The 17,810-nt window shown below is 39.9% G+C and carries 13 protein-coding genes; 7 read left to right on the plus strand and 6 right to left on the minus strand.

Annotated elements, in window-relative coordinates; all coding sequences use genetic code 11:
• Positions 1-163: 163 nt before the first annotated feature.
• From ACEW8O_RS24455 to rlmD, 6 genes are all read right to left on the minus strand, one after another.
• Positions 164-1,681 (minus strand): SusD/RagB family nutrient-binding outer membrane lipoprotein, encoded by a 1,518-nt coding sequence (locus ACEW8O_RS24455; protein ID WP_373497252.1) that lies wholly within the window; start codon positions 1,679-1,681, stop codon positions 164-166.
• 11 nt (positions 1,682-1,692) lie between these two features.
• Entirely contained in the window at positions 1,693-5,172 is a 3,480-nt protein-coding gene (locus ACEW8O_RS24460) for a SusC/RagA family TonB-linked outer membrane protein (protein ID WP_373497253.1), read from the minus strand.
• 137 nt (positions 5,173-5,309) lie between these two features.
• Entirely contained in the window at positions 5,310-6,323 is a 1,014-nt protein-coding gene (locus ACEW8O_RS24465) for a FecR family protein (RefSeq protein ID WP_373497254.1), read from the minus strand.
• A gap of 104 nt (positions 6,324-6,427) precedes the next feature.
• On the minus strand, positions 6,428-7,042 hold the full coding sequence (locus ACEW8O_RS24470) for an RNA polymerase sigma factor (protein WP_373497255.1): 615 nt from the start codon (positions 7,040-7,042) through the stop codon (positions 6,428-6,430).
• Between the two features lie 135 nt (positions 7,043-7,177).
• Positions 7,178-7,555, minus strand: coding sequence for a hypothetical protein (locus ACEW8O_RS24475; protein WP_373497256.1), 378 nt, complete (start codon positions 7,553-7,555; stop codon positions 7,178-7,180).
• A complete protein-coding gene (gene rlmD, locus ACEW8O_RS24480; protein WP_373497257.1) occupies positions 7,552-8,961 on the minus strand; it encodes a 23S rRNA (uracil(1939)-C(5))-methyltransferase RlmD in 1,410 nt (469 codons plus the stop codon). Before rlmD ends, ACEW8O_RS24475 begins: the two co-directional genes overlap by 4 nt.
• Before the next feature lie 366 nt (positions 8,962-9,327).
• Here rlmD and ACEW8O_RS24485 point away from each other — a divergent pair, with 366 nt between their 5' ends.
• From ACEW8O_RS24485 to ACEW8O_RS24515, 7 genes are all read left to right on the plus strand, one after another.
• A complete protein-coding gene (locus tag ACEW8O_RS24485; protein ID WP_373497258.1) occupies positions 9,328-10,689 on the plus strand; it encodes an alanine/glycine:cation symporter family protein in 1,362 nt (453 codons plus the stop codon).
• A gap of 330 nt (positions 10,690-11,019) precedes the next feature.
• Complete coding sequence (locus ACEW8O_RS24490) at positions 11,020-12,111, plus strand: glycerate kinase (RefSeq protein WP_373497259.1); 1,092 nt, start codon at positions 11,020-11,022, stop codon at positions 12,109-12,111.
• A gap of 112 nt (positions 12,112-12,223) precedes the next feature.
• Positions 12,224-14,074 (plus strand): CBS domain-containing protein, encoded by a 1,851-nt coding sequence (locus ACEW8O_RS24495; RefSeq protein ID WP_373497260.1) that lies wholly within the window; start codon positions 12,224-12,226, stop codon positions 14,072-14,074.
• 5 nt (positions 14,075-14,079) lie between these two features.
• Positions 14,080-15,276 carry a succinylglutamate desuccinylase/aspartoacylase family protein gene (locus tag ACEW8O_RS24500; protein ID WP_373497261.1) on the plus strand — a complete coding sequence of 399 codons (1,197 nt, stop codon included), beginning with the start codon at positions 14,080-14,082 and terminating at the stop codon, positions 15,274-15,276.
• Positions 15,277-15,600: 324 nt separating this feature from the next.
• Positions 15,601-15,762, plus strand: coding sequence for a KilA-N domain-containing protein (locus tag ACEW8O_RS24505; protein WP_373497262.1), 162 nt, complete (start codon positions 15,601-15,603; stop codon positions 15,760-15,762).
• Between the two features lie 188 nt (positions 15,763-15,950).
• Entirely contained in the window at positions 15,951-16,166 is a 216-nt protein-coding gene (locus ACEW8O_RS24510; RefSeq protein WP_373497263.1) for a type II toxin-antitoxin system HigA family antitoxin, read from the plus strand.
• A gap of 39 nt (positions 16,167-16,205) precedes the next feature.
• Complete coding sequence (locus ACEW8O_RS24515) at positions 16,206-17,552, plus strand: ATP-binding protein (protein ID WP_373497264.1); 1,347 nt, start codon at positions 16,206-16,208, stop codon at positions 17,550-17,552.
• Positions 17,553-17,810 lie beyond the last annotated feature (258 nt).

The raw sequence follows: 17,810 nt of genomic DNA on the forward strand, positions 1-17,810 counted from the left end.
CTTCTTTAGAGATTTGTTGAGTAAAAGCTGTACTGAAAATTAATATGGAAATGATGATTAATCCAATGATTTTCCTAATCATGGTTGAATGGGTTTAAAGGTCAATGCTCAATTTAGGTAAAAAATCAGGTCCGGATATTACCGGACCTGTAAAACTTTATCATCACTTTGCCCACCATATCTTGGTTTCCAAATTATCCGGTCCCATCGCAGCAATAGCTGCCTGTACATTTTCGCTGTTGACGGAAATCTCAGAGTTAGGGTAAGTCAACCGATTAATAAATAGAACTTCCCTGCCTGGAAATGGATTTGGGGCAAGGTTAGGAAATCCGCTTCTTCTGAAATTGGCCCAGGCCTCCGGGCCATTCATAACAGATGAAACCCAATATTGAGAATTGATTTGTTCCAAAGCGGTATTATCCACCAAAGGATTTGCTGAAATGTATGCATTAATATCAGCAGGCGCAACGGCTGAAGCAGGAGAAAAACTTTCCATCTGATTCATATGAGCTCTGACACCTGCTTCAAAATATTCTGCTGCTGACCCTGATGTAATCCACCCTCTATGACGTGCCTCTGCAAGCAGCAACAATGTTTGAGATGCGCTTACCCAAAATGTAGGAGCAAACCTGCTTCCAACCCTCAGTCGATCAATCTGACTAAATTCATAGAAACTTGCCAAACCAGCATCGATTGCTGCTTGAACTGCCCCTTTATCATCGTTACCCATGGGCATCCCGATTTGTAGGGCAGGAGCAGTGCTGGCAACTGCAGGTTGTTGTTCTGGTCCTGATCTTGCTCCCACATATCTGACTGCAATGGAAGAAAGCCTGGGGTCATTGCTGTTTTTCAGAAAATTGACAAATGGTTCGGTCATATAATAATTGGAAGCCTCTGTTGAGTTCAGGGTATTTCCAATTCCGTTGGTATAATTATTATCCTGAAGGACAACAGCATTGTCAGCATTGGTAAGTATGACACCGCCTTGAAATGCCTTAGCTACCACTTGTTGGGCAGTACCTGGATTGACTTTGCTCATCCTCATACCTGCTCTTAAAAGAAGGGAATAACCAAGCTTTTTCCATTTGGCAATGTCACCAAAGAAAAGCACATCAGCAGTTTCAATCCTTCCGGAAGTACTCAATGCCGCTGAAGCTTCTTCAAGTTCCTTGAGGATATCCGCATAAACTACCTCCGGTGCATCATATACAGGAAAGAAAACCTGGTCGCTGAATCCTGTACCTCCTTGGAAATATGGAATATATCCATAGGTGTCCACCAAAATCATAAATGCCCTGGCCTGTACAATTCTTGCCATTTGCAATAAGTTGCTTCGGGAGGGATTGTCTTTGATCCGGAACATTACATCTCTGGTGTTTTTGATCACACCACCATAATAACTACCCCAAATTGACCCGGTAGAATTCCTGTTGTCCTGGTTAAAATTTGCCCCCGTTAGCACGCCTGAATTTGGGGAGATGATCTGCTGGACTATTCCCATATCATAAACAAGGGCTCCTCCGGGATATCCTGAATTCAGTACCGCATTATTTAAAAGAAATGCCGGATCAATAGCCGTTGCGGCAACCCTGTTGGTATTCAATTCATCAAAATTCTGATCACATGCTGTGCAATAGCCTAGAAAAAGCCCTATAAACACATATTTATATATATTTTTCATGATTTCCTTTTTTAAAATTTAGCATTAAGATTAAAGCCCAAACCTCTGGTAGAAGGAAGCCCGGTTGATTCCATTCCAGCTAAGTTATCCGAGGAGAATCCAAATGTTTCAGGATCTATATTATCCACCCATTTTTTGAGCATCAAAACATTATTGGCTACCAAATTCAGCCTGAGCGATCTGACTGGAAATCTTTCGGGCAAGTGTTTGGTAAAATCATATCCCATAGTGATCTGCCTAAGCTTCCAATAGCCATCATCATATATGACCGGTTCTACCAATGCCTGGGACCTCACCACCTCCCAATAAGACTGCACAGGAGCTGCTACGGTGTTGGTTTCTCCCTGGATATTGACACCATCTCCAACTACACCACCTTCCCGACCTTGCAAGGTCATTTTGTGTAGTCCATGTCTTACAGCATTGAAATTGGTTCCGGACAACATGGTGCCTCCCAATTTGAAATCAATGAGGAAAGATAGGGATACTCCTTTATAATTGAAGGAATTGTTGAACCCGCCTACCCATCTTGGTAAGGCACTTCCAAAATTGACAAGATCTTCAGTTCTTAAAGGCAATCCATTGGTGCCAAAAATCTGACGGCCTTGGGCATCTCTTCTGTATCCAAATCCGGTAACTTGCCCCATTTCCATACCGACTACCTGCCTGAGTTCACCATTGAAGGCATGGGTTCCTACGGTGATCCGCTCACCAGGTGTATCAGTAAGCAGGCTTAAGACCTTGGTGATGTTATAGGCTCCATTAAAGGATGACTCCCACATAAAATTTTTATTCTCTATAGGTACCACTGTAAGCAACATTTCAATTCCTTTATTACTGCTTTTGCCACTATTGATTGCAGTGTTGTTAAACCCGGAAGCACTAGATATCTGGGCATTTACAATTTGATCGGTAGTTATTTTATTGTAAGCGGCCAAATCTAAGCTTACTTTGCCCTGAAACAATATCAAATCAAGACCTATTTCAGTCTCTGCTACCCGCATTGGCCTCAAGTTGGGGTTGGGAACAGACCCTCCGGTACCTCCCACAGGCTGTCCCCGGAAAAGATTGGCATTGATTCCGTAGAAAAGAACATTAGAATAAGGTCCCACATCCGCATCACTTCCAACTTCAGCATAAGCCAAACGAAGTTTACCAAAATTTAGCCAACCTGTGGTTCCTAAATTTTCCGTAAAAACATAGCTGGTTGATACTGAAGGGTACAAAATACTTCTGTTTGCCGGCGAAAGCGTGGAGAACCAGTCGTTTCTTACGGTTCCTTGGAGGAATAGCATGTTCTTATATGAAAATTCAGCAAATCCATATAATGAGTTGACTGCTCTTTCACTTAAGTTATAAATAGGATCTTTTATCCGTGCATTTTGAACTGTATATAAATCCCTTACCACAAAATCCTCAACCAAAACACTGTTGACTTCTGAATTACGGTACATGTGGTTTCCACCAAAATTGGCGGTTACTGTAAAATCCCCAAAGGTTTGATTTCCGGTCAACAAGAAATCCGCATTGACTTCCCTGAACCGTCTGGCTTCCTGGGTAAATTGACCATTGACAAACCCCGCAGGTGCAAGGGCCCTAGAGGCCTGTCCGGTTGGGAAATTGTTGATTTCCTGATCCCTGGACCAGTAATCCTGCCCTACGCGACCCATAACCGACAACCATGGAAGTAATTTATAGTTGACTGCAACATTTCCAAAAATCCTATCCCGTTTGATATTCTGAAATTGTTTTTCCAAGGTAAAGTAGGGATTGGTCCTGTTTCTAAACCGGGAATAGACAAACTCATTGCCATTTGCATCTACAGCATTGTCACGCAAAACGTCAAGTGGCATTGAATTGGCAAGATTATATAACGCTACAGGTATGGTGTTGTCTTGTTGAGCTACATTTGGCGGGTTTTTATTATTCTCTACAGAATAATTGATATTGCCCCTAAAGTTGAGTTTGGGGCTCAAATCGTAGGTAAAACCCAAATTTACAGTCTTTCGGTTAAAGGTATTGTTTGGCACAATACCTTTGCTGTTCATATCCGCAAAGGAAAAGGACATTCCTCCCTTGTCGCTATTTGAGGAAAGGGTGACGGAGTTGGTGGTATTATGACCGTTTCTGAAAAAATCTCTAACCCGGTTTCTTACAGGCTGATATGGCACTGTGAGCCCATCGAAAAGCACCTGAGTCATTCCGGGTTGGAATTTTTCTCCGAAGGACCATTGTCCTGAGGTAGGATTAGGAGTTGTGGGTCTCAAACCTTGCTCTCCTTGGCCATATTCATATTGATAATCAGTAAAATCAAGTGGGGTCTCATTGGTATAATTCAGGTTATATGTCACTCCGATTCCCTGGGAGTCCCCTTTAGATTTGGTGGTAATCATGATCACGCCATCTTTGGCCCTGGATCCATAAAGAGCCGAAGCTGCAGCACCTTTAAGTACCGTCATGCTTTCAACATCATCGGGGTTGATACTGCTTAATCCATCACCACCATCAGAGGTGTTGCCGCCTCCCCTGGTTCCGATAGAACTATCCGAGCCTTGGTTTCCGGTCCTTGAACCAAAATTGGTATTGTCAATTGGAACACCGTTAATTACAATTAGAGGACTGTTCTGACCTGCAATGGAGGATTGACCTCTGATACGGATCTTGGAGGTGCCACCTGGCCCGGTTCCTAAACCGGAAATGTTGACACCTGCTACCTTTCCCTGCAGGGTGTTCATGATATTGGGTGTCCTGTTGATAGCCAATTCATCTGAGGATACATTGGTAGCGGAATAACCAATGCTCCGTGCCGATTTTTCAATACCTAAAGCAGTGATAACGACTTCTTCCAACCCTCTTAACTCTGGTACCATTACAACGTCTATCTGGGACCTGTTGCCAATTTGTATACGCTGGGTTGCAAAACCGATATAGGAAAAAACCAAAGTGGCACCTTCCTGGACATTCAATTGATAATTTCCGTTAAGATCGGTCACGGTTCCGGTACTTGTTCCGGATACAGAAATGGCCACACCGGGCAATGTCTCTCCCGATTGGCTTGTAACAGTTCCCGAAACTATCACATCTGCTGCATCAATCTCAATAAAGGTTTTATTTTTGGTGGATTCCTTATCTAGGGAACGTACACTGATGATGTTGTTCACTTGCTTAAAATGCAAATGTTTCTTTTTAGCAACTTCTGTCAAAAAATCTGCAACAGTACCTTTGGAAAGGTTCAATTGGATCTTTTCCTTGTCCTTAATGTTTTTTTCGGTATAAAAAAAACTGTAATCTGTTTTTTTCTCGATGGCATTTAGAATCGCTTCCAGATTGCCTTCCCTGATATCCAGTTTGATGAAAACTTCATCAATACTTCTTACCTGGCCAGGATTGCTTTCCGCAAATACTTCATGGTAAGTTACAGTCAATAAAATAAGACTCAATAGGGCATATTTGAAGACTGTAATCATTGTTTGGTATAGTGATGGTATCATATTTTGGGTTGTTTTGTACAAACAATAATTTAAGATAATTTTCCTTTTTCAACCTTTGCGCAGGTTTGGATTAACGATATCAGATAAGGAAATGAAAATCTGATAGGTTTATCTGTTTTTTCTTTTCATAGGCCATTTCAATTAAAGTCCAGCAAAACATTTTTTTCTTCGATTTTAAATTCAAATCCAATGGAATGACCAAAGACATCCAGGACATTGGACAGGTATTCATTTGGTTTGAATGTTCCGGTACATTTGATGTTTGGCACAGGCTTATTTCCTGCAACGACAATGTCCACACCGTACCATCTTTCCAAAGTTTCAACAACTTCAGGCAGTGGCACTTTTTCAAATTGAAGGATACCTTCTTTCCAATTCAAAACCTTTGAAATATCCACTTTCTTTATTTCCATAATACCCTTTGAATCGTAGTAGCGGATACTTTCGCCGGGATTGATTTCGATATGTGATTGATGGTTGATGTCTTCAACCTTGACTTTTCCCGTGGCTAAACTTACTTCTGATCTAGGGGTATCAGCATACGCCTTGATATTAAAGCTTGTGCCCAATGCTGTCGTACTGAGATTGCCTGTTAAGACTAAAAAAGGGTATTCTTTATTTTCAACTACTTCAAAAAATGCTTCACCGGTCAGTTTTATGGTTCTGTTTTGGATAAAATCTTCCTTGTACTGTATTGAACTTTCTGAATTCAGATATACAGTTGATCCATCAGGAAGGGTGAATTTGGATTTTTGTCCCTTTGGGATCGTCTTCACAATTTCTTTGGGAGCAGTATAGGCAACTTGATTATTGTCTGATTCAATCTCCCTGTTCAAATAAAACAAATAGCTGACTGTCAATATGGCCAAAAGACCTGCAGCAATTTTGGAAATAAAAGAAATTTGAAGGTGTCTTTCTGTCCGGTTTTTGTTCAATGCATTATCCTTGGCATTGCCTGCCTTTAATCCGCTCAAATTAACTTCCTTTGTTGCACTGCCCCTTTCCAATTCTTCAGCCCAGATTTTCTCAATCATTTCCCGGTAGGTCTTTTTACCTTCTTTGGAGTTGAGCCAAACCAGAAATTCCTGTGCTCTTTTTTTTGAAAGATTTCCATCATAAAAATCCCGGATTTCTTTTTTACTGAATCCCATTAGCTATTTGTTTGCTATATATAGCCAGAAGGGGAATGTTATACTTACATGGTTTGAAATAATTAATTTATTTTTAAAAAATATAGTCTATTTTTATGTTTATGTCAAACAAAGTGGTAATAACTTATAAAAATAATAATTGAAGTTAATGGGTTCATGGGTAATAAATATTTGGCTAAAAGCGTCTTTTTTATGGATTTAGTGGCTTTATAAATATGGTTTTCAACAGTTCGTTTTGAAATTCCCATTTTTATCGCAATTTCTTCGGTGCCCAGATTTTCCTGATTCTTTAATATATAAACTTCTTTTTGAAAGTCAGGAAGTTTTGCGACTGCAACCAATGCAAGTGACTCCATTTCTCTTTTTTCATAAACGCTCTCTGAATCCTCATCAATTCCCTGATTCATATAGATGGCATATTTTTCATATGCGATTCTCTTGGCTTCTTTTCGGGACTTTTTGATGATCAGCGATTTTAGAATTGACAAAAGGTAGGCATTGAAAGAAAGTTCACATTTTAGGTCTTGCCTATTTTTCCAAATAATCAAAAACACCTCTTGTACGATCTCTTCTGCATCCTCATTTGACAAATACATTTTTTTGGAGGTATTGATAATCTTAGGTCTGAAAAATCCAAAAAGTTCGGTAAAAGCATTTTCATTCCCTTCTTTTAATCGGGATACCAAATAGGGGATATTTTGGGTTGCTTTCTTTTCCATTTACAGAATGAAAAATTTCCATTAAAGTAAAGAATTAATTGGAATTGAAGCAATGATTATTAAGAAAATTATCAGATTTTAAAATTTTATTTTAAGTTCTTTAAGAATAATGAAATTTTTAAGAAACAAAAATCATCAATCCTCTGGATAAGGCACATACACAAAACTTGTAAATCCACCATCCACAACGAACAGACAGCAAAATTCATCAGGGTCTTTATAAGCTTTTTTGAAATCTTCCTGCAATTCTTCTGCTATCAGTTTTCTTTGTATAAACTCATCCAAATAGGTGATGTAATAATTCCAGTCCAGGTTTTTTTCTTTTTTACCCAAAAGCAATTGACCAATAGGTTGCTCGCCTTTTGAAATAGGAAAGATGGGGTAGGAGGAAAACTTTCTACTTCTGACCTGATAGGAAGCTTCTTTGAGGATCTCCGAAACCTGGATAAAATCCTTTGTGATGGTTCCCAGGTATTTCCCGCTCAATTCGGGATCGTTGAAATCTGATATCATGGTTTTAAAGTTAATCTTACAACATTTTCTACGTGATAGGTCTGCGGAAACATATCCACAGGCTGTATCCTGTCCACAGTATATTTTTCTGTCAAAATAGCCACATCCCTTGCCTGCGTAGCAGGATTGCAACTGACATACACAATCTTAGGCGCTTCAAGTCTCAGCAGCATTTTCACTACATCCTCATGCATTCCTGCCCTAGGAGGGTCAGTGATGATGACGTCAGGTCGGGCATGTTTTGCAATGAAATCTTCATTTAGCAAATCTTTCATATCTCCGGCATAGAAAAGGGTGTTGTCAAGTCCATTGACCTTTGAGTTGAGCTTGGCGTCATCTATAGCCGCTTCCACATATTCTATCCCTATGACTTGCTTGGACTGCTTGGAGACAAAGTTGGCGATGGTGCCTGTACCCGAATAAAGGTCATAAACCACCTCATTACCTTTCAAATCCGCAAATTCCCTCGCCACTTTATACAACTCGTAGGCTTGGTTTGAGTTGGTCTGAAAAAAAGACTTAGGGCCAATGCGAAATCTCAGTCCTTCCATTATTTCCTCTATATAATCTTTTCCGGCAAAGGTTTGCACTTCGAGATCGTTGAATGTCTCATTTCCTTTGAGATTGATGATGAATAGCAGGGAGGTGATCTGTGGGAATTCCTTATTTAAAAATGTCATCACCTTTTCAATTCCTTCAGGCTCTTTTTGGCCAAACTGGACGATGACCATTGATTCGCCTGTGGAGGTTGTTCTGATAATCAGGTTTCTCAACAGTCCTGTCTGCTTTCTTAAATCATAAAATGTCAATCCTTCTTTTAGGGCAAACTCTTTCAGAAAATTCCGCACATCGTTGGAAATACCTCCCTGCAGATAACAATGGTTTATGTCCACGATTTTGTCAAACATTTTGGGCACATGAAATCCCAAAGCGTTCCTTTCAAATTCCTTACCTGAATCGATTTCAGCCCTGGTCAACCAACGGTTGTTGGAAAAAGTAAAGTCAAGTTTGTTGCGGTAATATTGGATGTTTTCAGAACCCAAAATAGGAAGCACCTCAGGCATGTTTTCGACTTTTCCTATCCTTTCAAACTGATCGACCACCTGTTGCCTTTTATATTTTTTCTGCAAATCATAATTGATATGCTGCCATTTGCAACCTCCGCAGGTGCCAAAATGGGGACAAAAGGGCTCAATTCTATCTTTGGAATATTCATGAAAATGAACAGCTTCACCTTCCATAAAGGAACTTTTACCTTTAGTAATCCTTACATCGACCACATCACCCGGCGCAACTCCCTGTACAAAAACGACTTTCCCTTCATGATGCCCGATACTTTTCCCTTCCGTGGCAATCCTTTCTATCCTCAGGTCGGTGACAACCTTATTCTTCATTTTTCTTGACATGGCCGCAAAAATAAGGTTTTGGATTGGAAGATTGGGAAATATTAAAATTAAAATGGTTATCTGCTTCTTCCTCATCCCTCATCCTTCCTCCCCAAATCTAAAATCTACCTTCATCCTTTCCCAAGAGATTGCCACGTCGCACGAAGTACCATATAAAAAATATCAAAGTTTCTCCAGTGCTCCTCGCAATGACGCCCTCTTCTACCTTCAACTTCATCCTTTCTCCTTCCTCCCCAAATCTAAAATCTAAAATCTACCATCTACCTTCACCCTTCATCCCTAATCCTTTATCCTTTCTCCTTCCCCCTTCCCCTTGTATTTCCCAAAAAATGCCCTTAATATGCCGGTTCATTTTCAATCGAAATAATGGGAGAATTTATCGTCAGCTTCAGTAACTGGATATGGGATACACCGATGCTTATCTTATTGATGGGAGGTGGGTTTTTATTGTTTGTGTATTCAGGCTTTCTGCCTTTCAGGCACCTTGGCCATGCGATCAAAGTGGTGCAGGGCAAATACGATGAAACCAATATTCCCGGTCAGATATCTTCCCGACAGGCACTTTCGGCTGCTATTGCGGCCACTGTAGGTTTGGGAAACATCAGTGGAGTAGCCATTGCCATCAATATGGGCGGTCCCGGCGCGATATTTTGGATGTGGATGTCTGCCTTTGTAGGGATGGCCACCAAATATTTTTCCTGTAGCCTTGCCATCATGTACAGGGGCAAGGACAGTTCAGGCGAGGTGCAGGGTGGTCCAATGTATGTAATAGAAGAAGGGATGGGCAAAAAATGGAAGCCGCTGGCGGTGTTGTTTTCAGTTGCAGGTATTTTAGGTCTGCTTTCCATTTTTCAGGCCAATCAGTTGACAGCAGTTTTGCGGTCAGTGATGTTGCAACCTTATGGATTGGATAATGGAGAAAGCACCAAATGGGTATTGGGAATTTCCATGATGGTCATTGTGGCCATTGTAATTTTGGGAGGGATCAAAAGAATTGCCGCAGTAGCTTCCAAATTGGTTCCCTTTATGGTGATACTTTATTTTGTAACTGTTATGATTATTATGTTCCAATATATTGGCAATGTGCCGGCCATGTTATGGCTGATAGTAGAAGATGCCTTTACCGGCAATGCCGTTATGGGAGGTGCTGTTGGAGCGGTGATTGTCATCGGTGCCAGGAGGGCAGCATTTTCCAATGAAGCGGGTATTGGAACTGCACCCATGGTCCATGGAGCATCCAAAAACAACGAACCGGTCAGGGAAGGTTTGATAGCGATGTTGGGTCCCTTCATTGATACGGTAGTCGTCTGTACCTTGACTGCATTGGTCATTTTGTTGACAGGAGCATGGGAAAGTACTGAGAATGATGGGGTGAAATTAACCTTGTCAGCATTTGAAATGGCGCTTCCCGGAATTGGAAAATACCTGTTGATGGTGGCTGTATTGGTGTTTGCACTTTCCACCATGTTTACGTATTCCTACTATGGTCACAAGTGTTTCAATTACCTGTTTGGAGCAGATAAAGCCAATTATTACAATTATTTCTATTTGGTCACTATTGTGGCAGGAGCAGTGGCCTCTCTCGAAGTGGTAGTAAGTTTCATTGACGGCATGTATGCCATCATGGCCATCCCAACAATGATTTCAACCATTTACCTTGCCCCTAAAGTAAAGGCAGCAACAAAGGTTTACTTTGAGAAGTTGAAAAAGGAGGAGAAAGTGAAGTGATTGTAAGAACTTGTCCGCCGTGGCGGATTTGAAAATTGAAAAATTGGAAGATTGGGGTCAAGTTGATTGAAAGGCCTCTCCTTTACCTAAGGGTAAACCTTCGAGGTCAAAAAAAGACCTCAAAGGTTAAGGTTTTGACCTTTGAGGTTTTTTCTAAAACCTCGAAGGTCTTTGCGGTAGATTAAACTTCTTTCTTTTACCATGATCGAATTTCGCTGGAAATTTAAAACTTTATAGGCCAAAAATAGACCTCAAAGGTTACACTTTCTAGAATCTAGGCTCTCGCATCTCGGTTCTCGCCTCTAACATCTCAAATCTCACATCTCTAAAATGAACTACCTCATAGCCCCAAATGCATTTAAAGGTACCATCGAAGCAGATGAGGCTGCGGCAATAATCTCTGATACAATTTCCAGGAAATTTCCTGATGCCACTTCCGTTCAATGCCCAATTGCAGACGGTGGGGATGGGACTTGTTTTTTGTTGGGAAAAGAATTGAAATTGCCACGGATTGATCTTTATACCTTGGATCCTTTGGGAAGGTCTGTTCCGGGGTTTTACTTTTTGGATAAAACCAACAATACAGCCTACTTGGATGTATCGACAGTTTCAGGAATCAAGTATTTAAAGGAGTATGAAAAAAATCCCTGGACAGCGAGTACTTACGGCACGGGTGAATTGATCCGAAATGCCATATCGAATGGAGCAAAGAATATAGTTCTTGGATTGGGGGGAAGTGCTACAGTGGATCTTGGGATAGGGATCTTAAATGGATTGGGATATTTATTTTTGGATGAAAAGGGTAGGGAATTACCGGTTTTTTCCGATGTGCTATTTAAAAAACTCCGACATATCCAAAGTCCTGTCCAAAGACCTGATATCATGATTACCTGCCTGTGTGATGTGAACAATTATTTTTTTGGAGAAGAAGGTGCAATTCCTGTTTTTGGCCCACAGAAAGGTCTGGATCTGGAGGACTTTGAGGAATTTGAAAAATGCTGTTCCAATGTTTTGGATTTACTTTCCAGAAAGGCAGGCAAGGACATAAATGACAAACCCGGTTTTGGTGCTGCAGGAGGAATAGCGTTTGGACTTTCATTCTTTTTCCCAGTTACTATTCAGATGGGAGCACAATGGTTTTTTGACCAAGTAGGAATCGAAGAAAAAGTAAAACGATCAGATATTATCATCACCGGAGAAGGAAAGTATGACAGCCAATCAGCAGGTGGAAAGGGAAGCTATGAGTTGCTACAAATTGCAAAAAAACATAATAAAAAGATTGTGTTGATTACTTCGGGAACAGGAGGAGATGATGCTGGGTTTGATGAAGTCTTAATATTGCCTGATTTGGATTTCGATCGGGAAGGTTTTCAGGTTCAGGCCAAGAAAAACTTGGTTGACTGTGTAGGGGCTTGGATTTGAGACAGAATACAGAAGCCTGAGAAAAGATAATTTTTTTAATGACTTCCATCATAATCTACTTATTGGGAATTGGCTAACTTGAGAGGGTCAAAATAACTCTGGATCAAATCTTATGGGGAACCAAAATGTAATTAAACTGAACAAAAAAGAAGACAAGTCTGAATATTTTCATAGACTGATTAAAGATATTAATGCCCTGGAGGAGATGATTCAACAGGATTTAATAGAAAAATCACCAATCAGGATTGGGGCAGAACAGGAATTTTTTATTGTCACCAATGAGTTTTTGCCAAATAACAATGCTGTAGAGCTACTGAAGGAGATCAATGACGGGCATTTTACAACTGAAATCGGAAATTTTAATCTCGAAATCAATCTTGACCCGATTGAACTTAAAGGAGACTGCTTTAGTCAGATGCATCGAGATCTTTCGGCCATGCTTGACAAGGCCAAGAACGAAGCAGCTAAACGGAATTCAAAAATTATACTGACTGGCATCCTCCCGACCCTCACCCAAAAACACATTACCTTGGACAATATGACCAATGTTCAGCGCTATTTTGTATTGAATGAAGTCGCCAAGGAATTGAGGGCACAGGATTTTAACATCCATATCAGGGGAGTTGATGAGCTTACTATCCTGCATGACTCTGTGATGCTTGAAGGTTGTAACACAAGTTTTCAGATGCATCTTCAGATCGATCCGGATGACTTTACAGCCTCTTATAACTGGTCTCAGGCAATAGCAGGTCCTATTCTGGGTATTTGCAGCAATTCTCCCCTTTTATTTGGCAAAGAATTATGGAGTGAAACGAGAATTGCACTCTTTACCCAATCAGTCGATATCCGTGCGAGTTCTTATTTGTTAAATGAGGCCCAACCAAGGGTTAGTTTTGACAATGGATGGCAAACCGGTACAGTGATCGATATTTTCAAAGATAATGTGGCGAGGTTTAAAAGCTTGGTTACTAGTGATATGCTGGAAGATAGCACCGAGGTGTTGAAACAAGGAGAAATACCAAAACTCCATGCACTCAATCTTCATAATGGAACTGTTTACAGATGGAACAGGACATGCTACGGGGTAGGAGGTGGGAAGCCCCATCTTAGAATTGAGAACAGGTATATTCCTGCAGGACCCACTCAGATTGACCAAATTGCCAATATGGTTTTTTGGATAGGGGTAATGAAGGGCAGGCCGGAAAAGTATTATAACATTCATGAGGAAATGGATTTCAAAGATGCCAAATCCAATTTCTACCACGCCGCAAGAAATGGTATGGGCGCACAGTTCAAATGGGATGGGAAAGAGGTTTCCAGCAAAAGACTGATTTTGGATGTGTTTCTACCCATGGCCTATGAGGGACTAAGGAAAGCCGGAGTTTCGGAAAATGATATCACTACCTACCTGTCAATCATTGAAAAAAGGGTGAATTCCCATTCCGGTTCTGAATGGACAATCAAAAGTTATAGAAACTTGTTGACCACCAAAAAAAGAAATGAGTCCTTACAGGTGTTAGCCGCAAATATATTTCTCAATCAGGAGAATGATACACCGGTGTCTGATTTGGAAATATTGGAACCAAGCGCCACTACTACTTTTGATATTGAAAAGAAGGTACATCATGTTATGAGCACGGATATTTTTTCTGTGGAAGAAAAAGACAGTTTGGAACTTGTACTTTACATTATGAAATGGAAGAAAATCCATCACATGCCTGTGACCAAAGGGGACAACGAACTGGTAGGGTTACTTTCCTGGAAAGATTTGGTTCCTTATTTTGACAATGATGAAATCAAGTCAATAGCAGTAAAAAAGCTTATGAAAATAGATCTCATCACCATTTCCCAAGATAAAAATGTGGACGAAGCAAAAGAATTGATGAAGTTGCATAATTTCAATTCCCTGCCTGTAGTCAAGGATAATAAATTGGTAGGTATCGTTACCTCAAAAGATATTTGATTTTTATGGTTCAGGTCTATAGCAAAGCGCTAAAACAAAAACTTGAGGTCAATAGGTTAATTGGGAAAGTTGAAACCGGAAAGCCAGGACCTACATTGGTGTTTTTTGCCGGAATCCATGGCAATGAGGTTGCCGGGGTTTTTGCTTTGGAAAAAGTGTTTGGTGAACTGGATAACATCAAGGATAAAATCCGTGGTAATATTTATGGAATCTGTGGAAATCTCAAAGCACTTGCCTCTAACAAACGCTTTATCAAAGAGGACCTCAACCGGATTTGGTCCAAATCAAATATCAAAAAGATTGCAAAAAAAGAAGGTCTTACCGATGAGGAGGAAGAATTGGTTGATTTGTTGGGAATTCTAAAAGAGATAGTAAAAGATGATCCCGGACCTTATTATTTTATTGACCTGCATTCCACTTCCAGTAAGACCATTCCATTTATTACCATCAATGATGCCCTGATCAATAGAAAATTTTCCGTCCTGTTTCCTGTCCCGATAGTTTTGGGGATAGAGGAGTTTCTTGAGGGACCCTTGCTGAGTTATATCAATCAATTGGGATATGTGGCCATAGGATTTGAATCAGGGCAACATGACGAGGAATCTGCCATTACCAATAACATTGCCTTTATTTTTTTGGCCCTTGTTTTTGCCCGACTGCTCAAAAAGAAATCCCTTCCGGAATTTGACCATTATTTTAGCCAACTGGAGAATGCTTCCGGGCAGGTATCGGAAATTTTTGAAATCACTTATCTTTACCATATTCAAAATGGTGAGCAATTTAATATGTTGCCGGGGTTTGAGAGTTTTCAAATTGTCAGTAAAGGTACGCCTTTGGCCATCAGTGACGGCCTTCCCATTGAATCCCAATACACGGCAAGGCTGTTTATGCCCTTATACCAAAAGCAGGGTAATGATGGTTTTTTCCTGATACGTAGTATTCCTCTTTTTGCCCTGAAACTTTCGTCCTTTCTCAGGAAAATCAGATTTGACAATCTTCTGGTTTTACTTCCCGGTATCAAGTGGGAAAACAGGGAAAAAGAAATTTTAAGAGTAGAGCTGAATTCCGCCAAGTATTTTACAGGCCCACTTTTCCACTTATTGGGTTATCGTATCCGGGTCATGGATGAAAATTACCTCAGGCTATATAACAGAGAACATGCGGCTAAAACCGAGATGTATAGGGGGGAGAAGTGGTATTAGGGGAACAAATAATAGGCAGGCTACGGGCCGTATGTAGCAGCTAGGTACCCCCCAGGTTAGATCACCTGCGGGAGTTTTGTTTTTTTATAGGCTTGTTGATAGGGTGAGTACATTGAGAATCAAAGCTTGGGCATTGGTTTTGGAAATGGGGAAAATAGCTTAGATTTGATCAGGATGCAGAAAAAATCGAGTTTGTTTTCATATAGGAAAATGAGAAGCTTTGTACATTTTCGAATATAATTACACCGAATTCGGGGTAATTAGAATAGGAGTCGAAATCATTTCCATTACCAATTATTAATCAAATATTTTAGACTGATAACTATGGCTAAAAAAAAGAAAATAAATATTGAAGGAATTGAAATTTCAATTATTTCTCAAAATCAAAATGACTATATCTCACTTACGGATATGGCCAAGAGTCAATTGCAGGAGGTTGTAATAATTAAATGGCTGAGTTTAAAAAGTACTATTGAATATCTTTGAGAATGGGAAGCTTTATACAATTCCGATTTTAATTATACCGAATTCGGTACAATTAGAAATCAAGCGGGAAGCAATAATTTTGTGTTGTCCGTTAAGAATTGGCTGGAAATAACCAATGCAATAGGAATCACACCAAAAGCAGGAAGATTGGAACCATATTACAAAATAGATGCTAAAACAACTTGACAATGGATATAAGACCAATAAAAACTGAACAGGATTACAATGCTGCCATACGGAGGGTTGAAGAATTGTGGGGAACTAAAAAAGATACAACAGAAGGAGATGAATTTGACCTTTTGGTAACATTAGTTGAGTCTTATGAAATGAAACATTTTCCGATTGCTCCTCCGGATCCGATTGATGCGATCAAGTTTCGGATGGGGCAGGGTAAAGGTGAATAACTTAAATTCTAAATTTATATTTATTATAAGTTTTATCTCATGAATCATAATTCAAAAGAACACCAAAATATAGAATGGAAGGAATCTTGGCGAGAAGAGAACTTTAAGTGGATTTGTGGTTTTGCAAATGCACAGGGTGGGACTTTGGTTATTGGTAAGGACGATCATGGAAATGTAAAGCATCTTACAAATGCCAAGAAACTTTTAGAAGACATTCCTAATCAGGTTAGAGATCTTTTGGGATTAATGGTAGATGTGAACTTGCATACCAAAAATGGAGAAGATTTTTTGGAAATTGTTGTAGAGCCATACCCTTTTCCTATAAGTTTGAGAGGTAAATACTATTATAGGTCAGGAAGCACATTACAAGAATTGAAAGGTGCAGCTTTGACTAAATTTTTACTGCAACGGCAAGGTAAAAAGTGGGATGGTGTGCCCGTTGCTAATATTACAGCGGATGAATTGAAAAATGACACATTTGACTTTTTCCGAAAGAAAGCGACTAAGAGCAAACGATTAAAACCCGAAGACTTGGACGGAACCAAACAAGAGTTGCTGGAAAGCCTGCAACTTTACTTGGAAGATGAGAAAATGGTCAAGCGAGCTGCTGTACTTCTATTTCATCCAAAACCAGAGAAATATGTAACGGGAGCCTACATCAAAATTGGCTACTTTGAAAATGAGGCAGATTTGATTTTTCAAGATGAAGTCCATGGAAATCTGTTTGAGCAAATTGAACAGACAATTGATTTATTGTTTACCAAATACATCAAAGCCATCATCAGCTATGAAGGCATTTCTCGTGTAGAAACTTATGAATATCCCAGAGAAGCGGTTCGTGAAGCCCTGCTCAACGCTGTCGCTCATAAAGACTATTCAGGCGGAGCACCTATTCAAATCAAAGTTTATAAAGACAAAATAATGATTTGGAATGATGGGCAATTACCTGATAATTGGACGGTAAGTAATTTGTTAAAGAGACATTCGTCAAAGCCCTATAATCCTGATATAGCTAATACCCTTTTCCGAAGTGGCTATATCGAGTCATGGGGTAGAGGTATCGAAAAAATGATTAATTATTGTCTAGAAGCTAAGATTCCTTCACCTTCTTACTTTTTTGAAGCTTCCGATTTCTTGGTAGAATTCAGAAAGGATATTTACAACGAGGAGTATTTGTCTAGCATTGGTTTGAATGAGAGGCAGGTGAAAGCTGTACTTTTTACCAAGGCAAATGGGAAAATTACGAATAGTGATTATCAGGAGCTGAATAAGGTTTCAAAACGAACAGCCACAAATGAGTTAACTGAGTTATTCGAATCGTTTAAAGTTATTGCAAAGTCTGGAACATTGGGAGCTGGGGTTTATTACGAAATAATGGGGCAATAATGGGGCAAAAAAGGCAGCAATGGGGCAATAGTGGGGCAGAAAACAACGAAGTGGGGTCAGAGTGGGGTCAAAAACATAATAGTGGGGCCATAGAGTTTTTAAGATTGAAAGATAAAGGATAGGTTGTAACCTCAGACAACCTGACCTCGATGGCCATATGATGAATGAAAGGCATTGGTTCGTAAAGTAAAAATTGCATATTTTAGTACATCATGCAATTAATACTACCGATTTTCCCAAAAGAGGCGAAGCTGATCA

The organism is Aquiflexum sp. (genome assembly GCF_041749095.1).
Taxonomy (GTDB): Bacteria; Bacteroidota; Bacteroidia; order Cytophagales; family Cyclobacteriaceae; genus Aquiflexum.

Bases quoted from the DNA above. Each gene is read 5' to 3' on its own strand.
- rlmD (WP_373497257.1), bottom strand. From the start codon at position 8,961: ATGTCAAGAAAAATGAAGAATAAGGTTGTCACCGACCTGAGGATAGAA.
- ACEW8O_RS24500 (WP_373497261.1), top strand. From the start codon at position 14,080: ATGGTTCAGGTCTATAGCAAAGCGCTAAAACAAAAACTTGAGGTCAAT.
- ACEW8O_RS24455 (WP_373497252.1), bottom strand. From the start codon at position 1,681: ATGAAAAATATATATAAATATGTGTTTATAGGGCTTTTTCTAGGCTAT.
- ACEW8O_RS24490 (WP_373497259.1), top strand. From the start codon at position 11,020: ATGAACTACCTCATAGCCCCAAATGCATTTAAAGGTACCATCGAAGCA.
- ACEW8O_RS24475 (WP_373497256.1), bottom strand. From the start codon at position 7,555: ATGATATCAGATTTCAACGATCCCGAATTGAGCGGGAAATACCTGGGA.
- ACEW8O_RS24460 (WP_373497253.1), bottom strand. From the start codon at position 5,172: ATGATACCATCACTATACCAAACAATGATTACAGTCTTCAAATATGCC.
- ACEW8O_RS24515 (WP_373497264.1), top strand. From the start codon at position 16,206: ATGAATCATAATTCAAAAGAACACCAAAATATAGAATGGAAGGAATCT.
- ACEW8O_RS24465 (WP_373497254.1), bottom strand. From the start codon at position 6,323: ATGGGATTCAGTAAAAAAGAAATCCGGGATTTTTATGATGGAAATCTT.
- ACEW8O_RS24495 (WP_373497260.1), top strand. From the start codon at position 12,224: ATGGGGAACCAAAATGTAATTAAACTGAACAAAAAAGAAGACAAGTCT.
- ACEW8O_RS24470 (WP_373497255.1), bottom strand. From the start codon at position 7,042: ATGGAAAAGAAAGCAACCCAAAATATCCCCTATTTGGTATCCCGATTA.
- ACEW8O_RS24510 (WP_373497263.1), top strand. From the start codon at position 15,951: ATGGATATAAGACCAATAAAAACTGAACAGGATTACAATGCTGCCATA.
- ACEW8O_RS24505 (WP_373497262.1), top strand. From the start codon at position 15,601: ATGGCTAAAAAAAAGAAAATAAATATTGAAGGAATTGAAATTTCAATT.
- ACEW8O_RS24485 (WP_373497258.1), top strand. From the start codon at position 9,328: ATGGGAGAATTTATCGTCAGCTTCAGTAACTGGATATGGGATACACCG.